The following is a 14,093-nucleotide window of genomic DNA, read 5'->3' on the forward strand; positions in this document are numbered from 1 at the left end:
GCGCTCCTTTCGGCGCGTGACCACCAGACAGGCCTACCCATGAGCAGCAGCGCTTCCCCCAACTCCGACGAGATCTGGCGCCTCGCCGATGCCAAGGCGCCGGAGTTCTTCGCGCTCAGCGACCGGATCTGGGAGATGCCGGAGCTGAACTACCAGGAACAGCGCTCGGCCGCGCAGCATGCGGCGATGCTGGAGGCGCAGGGCTTCCGGGTCGAGAACGGCATTGCGGGCCTTCCGACCGCCATGCTGGGCGAGGCCGGTGCAGGCGGGCCTGTCATCGCCATCCTCGGCGAATACGACGCGCTGCCGGGCCTGAGCCAGGAGGCCGGGGTCGCCGAACATCGCCCGCTGATCGAAGGCGGCAACGGCCATGGCTGCGGCCACAACATGCTGGGCTCCGCCTCACTGCTCGCCGCCACCGCCGTCAAGGACTGGCTCGCCGCCACCGGAGCGCCCGGCCGGGTGCGCTATTACGGCTGTCCGGCCGAGGAAGGCGGCTCGTCCAAGGGCTTCATGGTGCGCGAAGGCGCCTTCGACGATGTCGACATCGCCATCTGCTGGCATCCTTCGGCCTTCACCGCGGTCAGCCTGCCGGTCTCGCTCGCCTGCGTCGAGGTCGAGTTCACCTTCCATGGCCGGGCCTCGCATGCCGCGGCCGCGCCGCATCTCGGCCGCTCGGCGCTCGATGCCGTCGAGCTGATGAACATCGGCGTCAACTATATGCGCGAGCACATGCCGGCCTCGGCGCGGGTGCATTACGCCTATATCGATGCCGGCGGCATCGCTCCCAATGTCGTGCAGGCAAAGGCGACGGTACGCCACCTCATCCGCGCGCTGACGCTCGGCGAGATGTGGGACCTCGTGCGCCGGGTCAAGGCGATCGCGGAAGGCGCGGCTTTGATGACCGAGACGACGGTCGTCGCCCGCCAGCTCTCGGGCGACGCCAACCTTGTCGGCAACCGCCCGCTGGAAGAGGCGATGTACGCCAATCTCCTGCGTCTCGGAGGCCCCGGCTTCGACGGCGCCGACCGGGCGCTGGCCGCCGCGTTCCAGAAGACCTTCTCGGCCGAGGACATCCGCGCCTCCTATGCCCGCAGCGGCCTGCCTGTGCGGGAGGGCGAATCGCTCAGCGACGAGATCTGCCCGCTCGATGCCAAGACCGACCTGTCGATCGGCTCGACCGATGTGGGGACGGTGAGCTGGGTGGTGCCGACCGTGCAGTGCCGGGCCGCCTGCTACGCCATCGGCACGCCCGGCCATTCCTGGCAGCTGGTGGCGCAGGGCAAGGCCCCGGCCGCGCATAAGGGTCTCGCGCTCGCGGCCAAGGCGATGGCGGGGGTCGCTGTCGACGTGCTGTCGCAGCCGGAGCTGCTGAAAGCCGCGAAGGACGACTTCGCCGCCTTCCGCGCGAAAAACCCCTTCCAGAACCCGATCGGCGACGATATCGCCCCGCCGCTCGACATGGCGGCGCACTGAGGCCTTAAGCGAGACCCTTCAGCCGATAGAGCGCTTCCAGCGCCTCGCGCGGCGTCATCTCGTCGAGTTCCAGCGCATCCAGAGCTTCGCGCAGGCCGTCTGTCGCTCCCGGCTCAGGCGCAGGCGGCTGCCGGCGTTGCGGGGCCGCGAAGAGCGGCAGGTCGTCGACCAGCGAGGCGACGGGCTTCTCGCGCTCGGTCTTCTCCAGCTCGCCCAGAATGGCGCGGGCGCGCTCGACCACGGCAGGGGGAAGCCCCGCAAGCTTGGCCACCTGGATGCCGTAGGAGCGGTCGGCCGCGCCCGGCACGACCTCGTGCAGGAAGACGACCTCGCCCTTCCATTCGGTGACGCGAACGGTGGCGTTGGCGACGCGCTCCAGCCGGTCCCCCAGCGCCGTCAGCTCGTGGTAATGCGTCGCGAACAGGCTGCGGCAGCGGTTGATCTCATGCAGATGCTCGATCGCGGCCCAGGCGATGGAGAGCCCGTCGAAGGTCGCGGTGCCGCGGCCGATCTCATCGAGGATCACCAGAGCGCGCGGGCCGGCCTGGTTCAGGATCGCGGCCGTCTCCACCATCTCGACCATGAAGGTCGAGCGGCCGCGTGCCAGATCGTCGGCGGCGCCGACGCGCGAGAACAAGCGATCGACGATGCCGATATGGGCACGCTCCGCCGGCACGAAGGCGCCCATCTGCGCCAGCACGGCGATCAGCGCGTTCTGGCGCAGGAAGGTCGATTTGCCCGCCATGTTCGGGCCGGTGATCAGGCAGATGCGGCCGCCCTTCGCCTCGGGGCCGGGCGGCGAGAGTTCGGTGTCGTTGGCGACGAAGGGCTTGCCGTCGCGCTTCAGCGCCGCCTCGACGACCGGGTGGCGGCCGCCCGCGACGGCGAAGGCGGCGCTGTCGTCGATCTGCGGGCGGGTCCAGCCTTCGCTGGCGGCCAGGTCGGCCAGGGCGGCGGCGACGTCGAGTTCGGCCAGAGCCTGCGCGGCGGCCTTGATCGGCTCGGCCTGGGCCAGGGCCAGCTCGGCCAGCCGTGCGAAGATCGCGAGCTCCAGCTTCAGCGCCCGGTCCGCGGCCGAGGCGATCTTGGCCTCCAGCTCGCCGAGCTCGACCGAGGAGAAGCGCATCGCATCCGACATCGTCTGGCGATGCACGAAGGTGGCGCGCCATGGGTCCCTGAGGAAATCCTCGCCCGCCGCCTGCGGCACCTCGACGAAATAGCCGAGCATGGCGTTGTGCTTGATCCGCAGCGTGCGGCAGCCGGTCTCCCCGGCGTATCGCGCCTGCAATTGCGCGATCACCTTGCGCGAATCGACCTGCAGCAGCCGCAGCTCGTCGAGGGTGGCGTCGTACTCCTCGCGGACGAAGCGGCCGTCGCGGCGGTTGAGCGGCAGCTCGTCGGCCAGCGCCTCGTTGAGGCTCGGCGGCAGATCCGGGTCGCTCGCGCCGAGCGTGCGCATGGCGCGGGCCAGATCGACCGGCAGATCGCCGGAGCGGATCAGCATCGCCGCGATCTCGCGCGCCGCGTCAAGCCCCGCCCCCAGCGCCGCGAGATCGCGCGGCCCGCCGCGGTCCAGAGAGAGCCGTGCGAGGGCGCGGGCGAGGTCCGGCACCTTGCCGAGCGCCCGGCGCAGATCCTCGCGCAGCGCGGGCTGATCGACGAGCAGCGCCACCGCGTCATGCCGGGCGCCGATCGCGGCCGGGTCGGTCAGCGGACCGGCCAGCCGCTCGGCGAGGAGCCGCGCGCCGCCCGGCGTCACGGTGCGGTCGATGGCGGCGAGCAGGCTGCCCTGGCGATCGCCACTGAGGGTTCGCGTCAGCTCCAGATTGGCGCGGGTCGCCGCGTCGATCAGCATCGTGGCCGAGCCGGAATCGCGCACCGGCGGCGACAGGGGCGGCCGGGCGCCGAGCTGGGTGCGCTCGACATAGGCCAGCGCGGCACCGGCCGCCGCGACCTCGGCCCGGCTGAAGCTGCCGAAGGCGTCGAGCGTGGCGACACCGAAGAACTCCTTGAGCCGCCGCTCGGCCGAAGCCGCGTCGAGCCCGTCGCGGGCGAGCGGCGTGACCGGGACCGCGACCTCGCGCCAGAACTCCTTCAGCTCGGGATCGTCGTGGATCGCGTCCGGGCAGACGATCTCGCGCGGCTCCAGCCGCGAGAATTCGATGGCGAGCCGCTCCTGCGGCGTCTCCATCACGGTGAAGCGGCCGGTCGAGATGTCGATGGCGGCAAGACCATAGAGCGAGGCCGCCTCCCCCGTCCTGCGGCGCGCGACCGCCAGAAGCAGGCTGGCGCGGCCGGGTTCGAGCAGCCGCTCCTCGGTGATGGTTCCCGGCGTGACGAGGCGGACCACATCGCGCTTCACAACGGATTTCGCGCCGCGCTTCTTGGCTTCCGCCGGGTCTTCCGTCTGCTCGCAGACCGCCACCCGGTGGCCGGCGGCGATGAGGCGCTGGAGGTAGTCGTCGGCCCGCTCCACCGGCACGCCGCACATCGGGATGTCGTCGCCCTGGTGCTTGCCGCGCTTGGTGAGCACGATGCCGAGGGTGCGCGAGGCGAGCTCGGCATCGTGGAAGAACAGCTCGTAGAAATCGCCCATCCGGTAGAACAGCAGGCAGTCCGGGTTGGCGGCCTTGATCTCGATGTACTGCGCCATCATCGGCGTCACGCGCTCGGGCACAGCCGGGGCGGTTGCCGCAGCCTGGCCGGAGGCAGCCTGGCCGGAGGAAGAAATCGCATCGGGGGGAGGGCTATGGCGCATGGGTCGCGCACGCTAGCAAAACCGGCCGGCAAGGCCACCCGTTAGGACGGCTTTCAACAATTGAAAGCAGAATGCCTTTACCAAAGCGACGCCAGGCTACTGCTGATCCTTATGCCCCTTCTCGTGCACCTTCTCAGCAGTCTCTCCTTCGTGCTGCTGGCGGCACTCACCCTGACCGCGATGCTGCACCGGCTCGAGAGCTCACGCTTTCTGCGTGCCGCGACGATCGGGCTCGTCTTCCTCGCTGCGGGCCTGTGCGGCATGGCCAATCCCTGGGTTCTCGACTCCGGGCTGATCGTCGATTCCCGCACGACCACCGCCATCCTCTCGGCTGCGCTCGGCGGCCCTCTGAGCATGGCGCTGACGGCGGTTCCGCTCGCCATCTATCGCTACCAGCTCGGCGGCAGCAGCCAATGGCTTGGCATCGCCGGCATCGCCGGAAGCGGACTGGCTGGCTGCCTGGTTTATCTGCGAGCCCGCCGTCAGGGCCGGCACGTTTCCTCGCAGGATACCGTCTGGCTTGCCCTCGCATCGGCTGGCATGCTGCTTCTGCCACTGCTCGTGATGGCCGATCATGCCCCCCCGTGGCAGAACCTGACGCGCGCGTTGCCGATCGCGCTCGGCATCAATGTCCTGGGGACCGTCCTGGGCGGCCTGATCGTGTTTCACGATATGGAGCGTCGGGAGAACGCCTACCGGCTGGACGCTCTGATCGCGCGGGCGCCCGGCATGCTCTACCAGCGCACGAAGGCTCCGGACGGCACCATCCGCTATAAATTCGCCTCCTATTGTCTCGACGCCCTGCTCGGCCTCTCGCGCGCGGACGTCGAGCGCGATCCGGAGGTCTGGCGCAGCCGCATGCTGCCGGAAGACCGGCGCCGGGTGGAGGAAGAGTATCTTGAGCATGGCGCGACGAAGGGCCAATGGCGCTACGAGGCACGCTTCGTCGCCATGGACGAGTCCATCGTCTGGCTCAGGATGGATATCGCGATCCGCCGCCTCGCCGACGGGACGGAGCTCTGGGATGCCGTTCTGCTCGACGTCACCGACGAGCGCACGCTGGCTGACCGCAAGCAGGAACTCGAGGGCGAGCGGCGCAGCGCATTGTCCGAGCTTGCCAGCGATCTGGAGCGCAGCGTCGGGGCCGCCCTCGGGGAGGTCGCGGGATCCGTCCGGTCGATGCGGTCGGCCGCGACCGAGATGACGGGCAGTGCCGATAACACGATCGGCCGGGCCGACGCGGTGACGTCCCAGGCGAAAGCCGTGTCCGACCGCGTCGGCAGCGTTGCCCACGCAGCCGAAGAAATCGAGATTTCGATCCGCGAGCTTACCCGCCAGATCACCCATGCCGACCAGACGGCGCGTGACGCAGCGCGCTATGTCCGCGGCACGCGCCGGGACATTGCCGCGCTCGGGGAAGCCGCCGACAAAGTCAGCGCGGTGCTCGGCTTCATCGAGGATATCGCGACGCGGACCAATCTGCTGGCGCTCAACGCCACCATCGAGGCGGCACGCGCCGGCGCGGCCGGGCGCGGCTTTGCCGTCGTCGCCGCCGAGGTGAAGAGCCTGGCCGAGCAAACCCAGCAGGCGACGCGCGATATCGCCGAAACGCTGGAAGGCATCCACTCGGCAGCAGGCAAGACGGCCGAAGCGATCGCGCGGATCGAAGAGACGATGACGACGATCGAGGGCACCTCCGGCGCGATCGCGGGCCTGGCCGATCACCAGGCCGGCATCGTTTCGGGCATCGCCTCGGATGCGCAACTCGTCGCCGGCGGCACCAGTGCCGTCAGCGCCAGCATCGCGACCGTCGGCAAGGAGGCCAGGGTCACCGGCGCGGCAGCCGCGCGGGTGGCGACGGCGGCCGCCAAGGTCGACGAGCAGACGGCGGCGCTGGACCGCTATGTCGCCGAGTTCGTGCAGGGCGTGCGGCGCCGGCTCTAGCGCGGGCTGTTCCAGCCGGGTCGGCGCCGCGGCCTCGCCGACCTTTCGCCGCTCAACCCGACCTCGGCTCGCCCGGCAGCGTCCCCCTTCGGCTGGAAGGCTCCTTGTGATGCAGCGGGCCAGTGCCCTATGGTCCCCCCTCCCCCGAGGAAACGCTCCAGAAGAAGACGCCTGCCATGACCGACCGCCCGACGACCAAACGCGCCCGCCCGACCTTCACGGACCAGGAGGCGCTGCTGTTCCACTCGCAGGGACGGCCGGGCAAGCTCGAGATCGTGGCGACGGTGCCGATGGCGACGCAGCGGGACCTCTCCCTCGCCTACTCGCCCGGCGTCGCCGTTCCGGTGCATGCGATCGCGGCGGACCCCAGCCGTGCCTACGACTATACGGCCCGGGCCAATCTCGTCGCCGTGATCTCGAACGGCACCGCCATTCTGGGCCTCGGCAATCTCGGTGCGCTCGCCTCCAAGCCGGTGATGGAAGGCAAGGCCGTCCTCTTCAAGCGCTTCGCGGACGTCGATTCGATCGATCTCGAGGTCGATACGGAGGACCCGGACAAGTTCATCGATGCGGTGCGCTATCTCGGCCCCTCCTTCGGCGGCATCAACCTCGAGGACATCAAGGCGCCGGAATGCTTCATCATCGAGCAGCGCCTGCGCGAGCTGATGGACATCCCCGTCTTCCATGACGACCAGCACGGCACCGCGATCATCGCCGCGGCCGGCCTGATCAACGCGCTCGACATCACCGGGCGCGACATCAAGTCGACGCGGCTCGTGATCAACGGCGCCGGTGCGGCCGCCATCGCCTGCATCGAGCTGCTCAAGGCGATGGGCTTCAAGCCCGACAACGTCATCCTCTGCGACACCAAGGGCGTGATCTACCAGGGCCGCAGCGAGGGCATGAACCAGTGGAAGTCGGCCCATGCCGCGGTGACCGACCGGCGCACGCTGGCGCAGGCGCTGCAGGGCGCCGATGCCTTCTTCGGCCTGTCGCAGAAGGGCGCCGTGACGCCAGAGATGGTCGCCTCCATGGCGCCGAACCCGATCATCTTCGCGATGGCGAATCCCGATCCGGAAATCACGCCGGAGGAGGTGCATGCCATCCGCGACGACGCGATCATGGCGACGGGGCGCTCGGACTATCCGAACCAGGTCAACAACGTCCTCGGCTTCCCCTTCATCTTCCGCGGCGCGCTCGACGTGCGGGCGACCACGATCAACATGGAGATGAAGATCGCTGCGGCCGAGGCGCTGGCCATGCTGGCGCGCGAGGACGTGCCCGACGAGGTCGCCGCCGCCTATCAGGGCTCGCGGCCACGCTACGGCAAGGACTACATCATCCCGGTGCCGTTCGACCCGCGCCTGATCCATGTCGTGCCGATGGCCGTGGCGAAGGCCGCGATGGATTCCGGCGTCGCCGGCAAGCCCATCGTCGATACCGTCGCCTACAAGGCGCAGCTCTCGGCGAGGCGCGACCCGATCGCCGGAACGCTCAACCGCATCTTCGAGCGCGTCCGGCGCTACCCGAAGCGCGTCGTCTTTGCCGAGGGCGAGGAGGAGCAGGTCATCCGGGCGGCCGCCTCCTTCGTCAGCCAGGGGCTCGGCCAGGCGATCCTCGTCGGCCGCGACGAGCGCATCCAGGAGACCGCCGCCTTCCTCGGCGTCGATCTGGAGGCCAAGGGCATCGAGATTCACAACGCACGGCTCTCGCACCGCAACGCCGCCTACGCGCAATATCTCTACGAGCGGCTGCAGCGGCAGGGCTATCTCTTTCGCGACTGCCAGCGCTTGATCAACCAGGACCGCAACCATTTCGCCGCGGCGATGGTGGCGCTGGGCGATGCCGACGCCATGGTGACGGGCGTGACCCGCAACTATTCGATCGCGCTGGAGGAGGTCCGCCGCGTCATCGACGAGAAGCCGGGGCATCGCCTCATCGGCGTCTCGATCGTCATCTCGCGGGAGCGCACCGTGCTCGTCGCCGACACGGCGATCACCGAGATGCCGACGGCACAGGAGCTCTCCGAGATCGCGATCGAGGCCGCGGGCGTCGGGCGCCGGCTGGGCTATGAGCCGAAGGTCGCGATGCTGGCCTTCTCGACCTTCGGCCATCCGGCGGGCGAGCGCTCGGAAAAGGTGCGCGAGGCTGTGGCGCTGCTCGACGCCCAGCGCGTCGATTTCGAGTATGACGGCGAGATGGCGGCCGATGTCGCGCTGAACCGCGAGCTGATGAGCCAGTATCCGTTCTGCCGTCTGTCCGGCCCGGCAAATGTGCTGGTGATGCCGGCTTTCCACTCGGCCTCGATCTCGACCAAGCTCCTGCAGGAGGTCGGCGGCGCGACCGTCATCGGCCCGTTGATCGTCGGTCTCGACAAGCCGGTGCAGATCGTGCCGCTGGGGGCGAAGGACACCGACATCGTCAACATGGCGGCGCTGGCAGCGTTCAACATCGGCGGCTGAGCGGATTGCGAAGGCGAGGCGGACCCTGACGTCCGCCTCGTGCGTTTGATCGCCGCGGCAGCTTGTGCATCGGCCTCGAAGCGCTATGTCTGCGGCGGGTGCGTGACCGGCGTGCTCTTCCTCGACCCTTCGCGCCGCCGGCCGGCGGCGCGCAACACCTAAGAGAGCGCATGTCCTTCGGCCCGCACGAGCCAGGCACCCCCCTGCGCAGGCGCAGCCGCTGGTGGTGGCTCGGCCCCCTCGCCAGCATCGCCATCTTCGGCGCCTCCCTCGCGGTGCTCTGGCACATTGTCGGCCAGATGAACCCGGACGAGCTGACCGGTGCCTTCCGCAATGCCAGCCTGCGGCAGCTCGGCCTGGCCTGTGCCTTCACCGCGCTGAGCTATCTGCTGCTGACCGGCTACGACGCCCTGGCGTTGCGCAGGCTCGGCCTCTCGATCCCCTATCGCACCACGGCGCTCGCCTCCTTCACCAGCTACTCGGTCTCGTTCACGCTCGGCTTCCCGATCGTGACCGGCGGCACGGTGCGCTACTGGATCTATGCGCCCAAGGGCATCCGGGCCTCGGAGGTCGCGAGCCTCACCGTCATCGCGGGGCTGACCTTCTGGCTCGGGCTCGGCGCCATTCTCAGCGTCAGCCTGTTCTATTCGGCGGATTCGGTCGCGGCGCTGGCGCGCACCTCGCCACTCGTCGTCCATATCGTCGGGGCGGTGATCGCGCTCGGCATCCTCGGCTATCTCGTCTGGGTCGCCACGGATGAGCGAACCTTGCGCGTCAGGGGCTGGAACCTGCACCTGCCGGGCCTCGGCATCACGCTCGGCCAGATGATGCTGGGCGCCTGCGAGGTCTGCGCGGCTGCGGCAGTGCTCTTCGTGCTGCTGCCCGGCGGCTACAACCTCGATTACCCGACCTTCCTGGCGGCCTATATCTTCGGCTGCCTGATCGGCATCGCCAGCCACTCGCCCGGCGGGCTCGGCGTGTTCGAGGCGACCATGCTGGTGGCGCTCAACCGCATCCCCTTCGAGCAGGTGCTGGGCGCTCTGCTCCTGTTCCGGGTGATCTACTACCTCCTGCCCTTCATCTTCGCGCTCGTCCTGCTGGCGCTGAACGAGATGGCCCGCCGCATCCGCCGGCGCGAGCGCTGAACCTCGCGATCCGCGAGCCTACTTGATCGCGAGGATGATCAGCAGGAAGGCGAAGAGCACGAGGAGCTGGCGCAGGCTCCAGTTGATGCGACGCAGCTCTTCGGCGGTTTCATCGTCGGCCTCATCGAGCGCCGCCTCGGCGAGGGGGGCCGGTGCGGGGGCGGGCGGCGCATCGACCGCGGCGATCTCGTCCGTCTCGCGCTGCCGCGGCCCGGAAGGCCGCCACTCCAGCGCTTCGATGAAGCCACGGGCGGGCGCGGTGTCCCCGGCTTCGCCATCGGGCGCGAGGTAGCGGTCGACCGGCCGATCCGTCGCGCGCTCCCGGTCCGCCTCGCGAATCCAGAGGCTCGTGCTCGCGGTGAGCGACAGCGTGTCCGCGAGGCCGGCGAGGAGATCGGCCTTCAGCGCCTCGAACACCACCATCGGGACGAAGGCCTCGGCGAAGGCGAGCCCGCCGCCCTCCTCCTCGGGCCAGCCGATGACGAGGAGCAGCCGCGTCTCGTCGGCCGCCGCCTGCAAGGGCCGCAATGTCAGATGCAGCCGCGTCGCGGTGCCCTCCCGCCCGGCACGGCGCAACCCGCCATCGACGATCCGCGCCTGGGCCTCGATCCGGCGCCTGTCCTCCAACCGCCCCTCGCGACTGGCGAAGCCGCCTACGAGACGCAGCGCGTCGGCCGCCAGCACTAGGGGCCGGCCGGGGTCCTGAACATAGGCGGCAGGGATACCTTCGATCGTCATGCGCCCATCGGCGATGGTGACGCCGCGCACCGGCTGTGATTCGTCCATGCTCCCGCCCTGCTTCGGCCGCAGGATAGCAGCCCGTGACCGGTGCGTCAGGGAGCCTCCTGACGACATGAGGTCGCTGCCGCTCTAAAACCGATCCGCCATACAGACGGAGGACACCATGGCCGAAGAACTCGTGCTCTACACTAACCCGATGTCGCGCGGCCGCATCGCCCGCTGGATGCTGGAGGAAGCCGGCACACCGTACCGGACTGAACTCCTCGGGTTCGGCGAGCCGATGAAGAGCCCCGCCTACAGGGCGATCAACCCGATGGGGAAGGTGCCGGCGATCGTCCATGGCCAGACCGTGGTGACGGAGTGCGCCGCGATCTGCGCCTATCTCGCGGATGCGTTTCCGAAAGCGGAGCTGGCACCGGCACTTTCCGATCGCGGCGCCTATTACCGCTGGCTGTTCTTCGCCGCCGGCCCGCTGGAGGCCGCCGTCAGCAACAAGGCCCTGGGGCTGGTCGTCCCGCCGGAACGCGAGATGATGATCGGCTACGGCAGCTATTCCATCGTGCTCGACACGCTGGAACAGGCGCTTTCTGGCCGCGACTTCATCGCCGGAGGACGCTTCACCGCGGCCGACGTCTATGTCGGCTCGCATCTGCAATGGGGGCTGCAGTTCGGTTCCATCGAGAAGCGGCCTGCGTTCGAGACCTATGCCGCCAGGCTGGCGGAACGGCCGGCCGCGCAGAGGGCAAGCGCGCTCGACGATGCGGCGGCTGCGCAGATGAAGTCGCCGGGCTGAAGCACCCGCGCCGCGTGCAGCGCATGGCGAGCCGCACGCCGGTGGCTTGCCCGCTGCCCATGCGCTCTTTAGAACCTCTTCGCATTCAAAAGGGGCATCTTCCCCTTCCTGCGCCGACGCTGCGCAGCCAATTGCAAGTTTCGCCATGAACGACATGACCGCCATCGCCCGGCCGCGCCACGGCATGGGCTTTTATCCCTTCGTCGGGCTCGCCGCCGCGCTGATGGCGACGAATGCGCTCGCCATCGATTCGATGCTGCCCGCCCTGCCGCAGATGGCGGAGGCGCTCGGCATCGCCGAGGCGAACCAGCGGCAGTGGATCATCACCGCCTATCTGCTCGGCTTCGGCATCTCCCAGATTTTCTACGGCACGATCTCCGACCGCTATGGCCGCCGGCCGGTGCTGCTGGCCGGGCTCTCCGTCTATGTCGTCGCCAGCATCGCCGCCGCCTTCGCCGGTTCCTTCGAGAGCATGATGATCGCCCGCATCGTGCAGGGCATCGGCGCTGCGGCAACGCGCGTCCTCGTCGTCTCGATCGTGCGCGACTGCTATTCCGGCCGCGAGATGGCGCGCGTCATGTCGCTGGCGATGATCGTCTTTCTCGCGGTGCCGATCCTGGCGCCGTCGATCGGGCAGGCCATCCTCTGGATCGCGCCCTGGCGCTGGATCTTCGGCCTGCTGACCAGCTTCGGCGCCGCGGTGATGCTGTTCGTGCTGTTCAGGCTGCCCGAGACGCAGCATCCGGAGGACCGCAAGCCGATCAACCTCAGGAATGTCTCGGCCGCGTTCCGGACGACTCTGACCAGCCGCGTCGGCGTCGGCTACATGCTGGCGATGGCCTTCGTGCTGGGCGGGCTCTTCGGCTTCATCAACTCGGCGCAGCAGATCTTCGTCGACGTGTTCCACGCGCCCGAGCTGTTCACCACGATCTTCGCGGGCATCGCGATGTTCATGGCGGCGGCCTCGCTGCTGAACTCTCGGATCGTCGGGCGGCTCGGCATGCGCCGCGTCTCGCATGGCGCACTGGTCGGCTACATCCTGCTGACGAGCACCCATGCCCTGCTGGCGGTCTCGGGGCACGAATCGCTGATCAGCTTCGCCTTGTTCCAGGGTGGGGCCATGTTCTGCTTCGGCCTGATCGGCCCGAATTTCGGCGCGCTGGCGATGGACCCGCTCGGCCATGTCGCCGGGACGGCCTCCTCGGTGCAAGGCTTCGTCACCACGGTGGTGGGAGCGCTGCTCGGCTTCTATATCGGCCAGCATTTCGACGGCACGATCGTGCCGATCACGCTCGGCTTCGCGCTGTACGGCCTTATGGCACTCGTCATCGTGCTGCTCGTCGAGAAGGGGCGCTTGTTCAATCCCGCGCCCGGGCGCAGCTGAGCGCCGCAGCGACTTCTCGAATCTCAGCATCGGGCGTTCCCGATGCTCTGTCCGCCGCCTCTGGCGACGGATCTGCCCGGAATCGTCATCAGCCGAAGCGTTCAGGATTCGCCGTGGCCCGGGATGCGACATCGCCGCCGTTCGCAATCCCGCATAAAGGGGTCGCTCACGCGACCTTGAGGTTCACCGCCGCGTTCTTTCCGGTCTTGCGATCGGGCTCGAGATCGAAGGTCACCTTCTGTCCCTCGTTCAGGCTGCGCAGGCCCGAGCGCTCGACCGCGCTGATATGGACGAAGATATCGCTGCCGCCCTGGTCAGGCGTGATGAAGCCGTAGCCCTTGGTCTCGTTGAACCATTTTACGGTTCCCGTGCTCACTTGCATTCCTTCCAGTCATAGTGCCGGACCATTCCGGCAGAGACAGTTTGAGGGCAATCAGCGCCGGTTGCAACGACGCGCCGCACAAACCTTTCCGCGCGTGCGAAGATCGCCATTTCGCCTTGCCGGTGGCGCAGACCGTCAGCGACAGGCCGGGCCTTGCGGTCCCGCCGGCTCTCCCTCATGAACGCAGGCCAACTCGAGGGAACGCCTGATGAGCAACTATGTGATCGACCCGCCCGCCATCGTCTCGGTTCCGGTCGCCGGTGGCGGCTCCTTCCCGGTGCGCCGCGTCTTCTGCGTCGGCCGCAACTATGCCGAACATACCCGCGAGATGGGCGGCGATCCCGATCGCGAGGAGCCGTTCTTCTTCACCAAGCCGGCCGATGCGCTGTTGATCAACGGCGCCGACATGCCCTACCCGACGAAGACCAGGGACCTGCACCACGAGATGGAGCTGGTCGTGGCGATCGGCACGGGCGGCAGGGACATCCCCGAATCCGAGGCGCTGGCCCATGTCTATGGCTACGCCGCCGGGCTCGACATGACCCGCCGCGACCTGCAGAACGCCGCCAAGAAGACCGGGCGCCCCTGGGACATGTCGAAGGGCTTCGACCTCTCCGGCCCGGTCGGCGAGATCGTGCCGGCGGCGCAGTCCGGCCACCCCAGCGCCGGCAAGATCGAGCTCACGGTCAACGGCGTCGTGCGCCAGACCTCCGACCTCTCCAAGCAGATCTGGAACGTCGAGGAAACGATCGCCTATCTTTCCGGCCTCGTCGAATTGAAGCCCGGCGACCTGATCTTCACCGGCACGCCGGAAGGCGTCGCGGCCGTGAACAAGGGCGACGTGCTGGAGGGCGAGATCGCCGGCGTCGGCACCGTGCGCACCCGCATTGCCTGACGACAGAGAGGATTGGCTCATGACCCTCACCGCTTCCGCCTCCGGGGTGTTCCCGATTGCGCCGACGCCGTTCCTTCCGGACGGTTCGGTCGACTGGGCTTCGACGGAGAAGC

At 68.8% G+C, this 14,093-nt stretch carries 10 protein-coding genes; 7 read left to right on the forward strand and 3 right to left on the reverse strand.

Annotation, left to right across the window (positions count from 1 at the left end; translation table 11 throughout):
• Nucleotides 1-39 precede the first annotated feature (39 nt).
• A complete protein-coding gene (locus tag BW981_RS20875) occupies nt 40-1,476 on the forward strand; it encodes a M20 family metallopeptidase (RefSeq protein WP_076442733.1) in 1,437 nt (478 codons plus the stop codon).
• Between the two features lie 4 nt (nt 1,477-1,480).
• On the opposite strand, the gene mutS is transcribed toward BW981_RS20875, so the two are convergent.
• Nucleotides 1,481-4,234 carry a DNA mismatch repair protein MutS gene (mutS, locus tag BW981_RS20880; RefSeq protein ID WP_076442734.1) on the reverse strand — a complete coding sequence of 918 codons (2,754 nt, stop codon included), beginning with the start codon at nt 4,232-4,234 and terminating at the stop codon, nt 1,481-1,483.
• A 111-nt stretch (nt 4,235-4,345) separates the two neighbouring features.
• Here mutS and BW981_RS20885 point away from each other — a divergent pair, with 111 nt between their 5' ends.
• The 3 genes from BW981_RS20885 (at nt 4,346) to BW981_RS20895 (ending at nt 9,785) form a co-directional block, all read left to right on the forward strand.
• Nucleotides 4,346-6,178, forward strand: a complete 1,833-nt coding sequence (locus BW981_RS20885) for a methyl-accepting chemotaxis protein (protein WP_076442736.1) — start codon at nt 4,346-4,348, stop codon at nt 6,176-6,178.
• A gap of 176 nt (nt 6,179-6,354) precedes the next feature.
• A complete protein-coding gene (locus tag BW981_RS20890) occupies nt 6,355-8,640 on the forward strand; it encodes an NADP-dependent malic enzyme (protein ID WP_076442738.1) in 2,286 nt (761 codons plus the stop codon).
• 170 nt (nt 8,641-8,810) lie between these two features.
• Nucleotides 8,811-9,785 carry a lysylphosphatidylglycerol synthase domain-containing protein gene (locus BW981_RS20895; RefSeq protein ID WP_076442740.1) on the forward strand — a complete coding sequence of 325 codons (975 nt, stop codon included), beginning with the start codon at nt 8,811-8,813 and terminating at the stop codon, nt 9,783-9,785.
• Nucleotides 9,786-9,803: 18 nt separating this feature from the next.
• On the opposite strand, the gene BW981_RS20900 is transcribed toward BW981_RS20895, so the two are convergent.
• Entirely contained in the window at nt 9,804-10,571 is a 768-nt protein-coding gene (locus BW981_RS20900; RefSeq protein WP_076442742.1) for a hypothetical protein, read from the reverse strand.
• A gap of 118 nt (nt 10,572-10,689) precedes the next feature.
• On the opposite strand from BW981_RS20900, the gene BW981_RS20905 reads away from it, so the two are divergent.
• Nucleotides 10,690-11,319, forward strand: coding sequence for a glutathione S-transferase family protein (locus BW981_RS20905; protein ID WP_076442744.1), 630 nt, complete (start codon nt 10,690-10,692; stop codon nt 11,317-11,319).
• Nucleotides 11,320-11,464: 145 nt separating this feature from the next.
• Nucleotides 11,465-12,703: a multidrug effflux MFS transporter gene (locus tag BW981_RS20910; RefSeq protein ID WP_210188716.1), complete on the forward strand. Its 1,239-nt coding sequence runs from the start codon at nt 11,465-11,467 to the stop codon at nt 12,701-12,703.
• Nucleotides 12,704-12,869: 166 nt separating this feature from the next.
• Here the strand turns inward: BW981_RS20910 and BW981_RS20915 are convergent, their stop codons facing one another.
• The gene (locus BW981_RS20915; RefSeq protein ID WP_076442751.1) at nt 12,870-13,079 is read right to left on the reverse strand and encodes a cold-shock protein; all 210 of its coding nucleotides are present in this window, start codon (nt 13,077-13,079) and stop codon (nt 12,870-12,872) included.
• 214 nt (nt 13,080-13,293) lie between these two features.
• Between BW981_RS20915 and BW981_RS20920 the strand changes: the two genes are divergently transcribed.
• Nucleotides 13,294-13,980, forward strand: a complete 687-nt coding sequence (locus BW981_RS20920) for a fumarylacetoacetate hydrolase family protein (protein ID WP_076442746.1) — start codon at nt 13,294-13,296, stop codon at nt 13,978-13,980.
• The last annotated feature ends 113 nt before the right edge of the window (nt 13,981-14,093 follow it).

This window comes from Allobosea sp. TND4EK4 (assembly GCF_900156025.1).
GTDB lineage: Bacteria > Pseudomonadota > Alphaproteobacteria > Rhizobiales > Beijerinckiaceae > Allobosea.

Excerpts from the sequence above, each read along its gene's own strand:
- BW981_RS20895 (WP_076442740.1), top strand. The coding sequence starts at position 8,811 with ATGTCCTTCGGCCCGCACGAGCCAGGCACCCCCCTGCGCAGGCGCAGC.
- BW981_RS20885 (WP_076442736.1), top strand. The coding sequence starts at position 4,346 with ATGCCCCTTCTCGTGCACCTTCTCAGCAGTCTCTCCTTCGTGCTGCTG.
- BW981_RS20920 (WP_076442746.1), top strand. The coding sequence starts at position 13,294 with ATGAGCAACTATGTGATCGACCCGCCCGCCATCGTCTCGGTTCCGGTC.
- BW981_RS20900 (WP_076442742.1), bottom strand. The coding sequence starts at position 10,571 with ATGGACGAATCACAGCCGGTGCGCGGCGTCACCATCGCCGATGGGCGC.
- BW981_RS20890 (WP_076442738.1), top strand. The coding sequence starts at position 6,355 with ATGACCGACCGCCCGACGACCAAACGCGCCCGCCCGACCTTCACGGAC.
- BW981_RS20905 (WP_076442744.1), top strand. The coding sequence starts at position 10,690 with ATGGCCGAAGAACTCGTGCTCTACACTAACCCGATGTCGCGCGGCCGC.
- mutS (WP_076442734.1), bottom strand. The coding sequence starts at position 4,234 with ATGCGCCATAGCCCTCCCCCCGATGCGATTTCTTCCTCCGGCCAGGCT.
- BW981_RS20910 (WP_210188716.1), top strand. The coding sequence starts at position 11,465 with ATGAACGACATGACCGCCATCGCCCGGCCGCGCCACGGCATGGGCTTT.
- BW981_RS20875 (WP_076442733.1), top strand. The coding sequence starts at position 40 with ATGAGCAGCAGCGCTTCCCCCAACTCCGACGAGATCTGGCGCCTCGCC.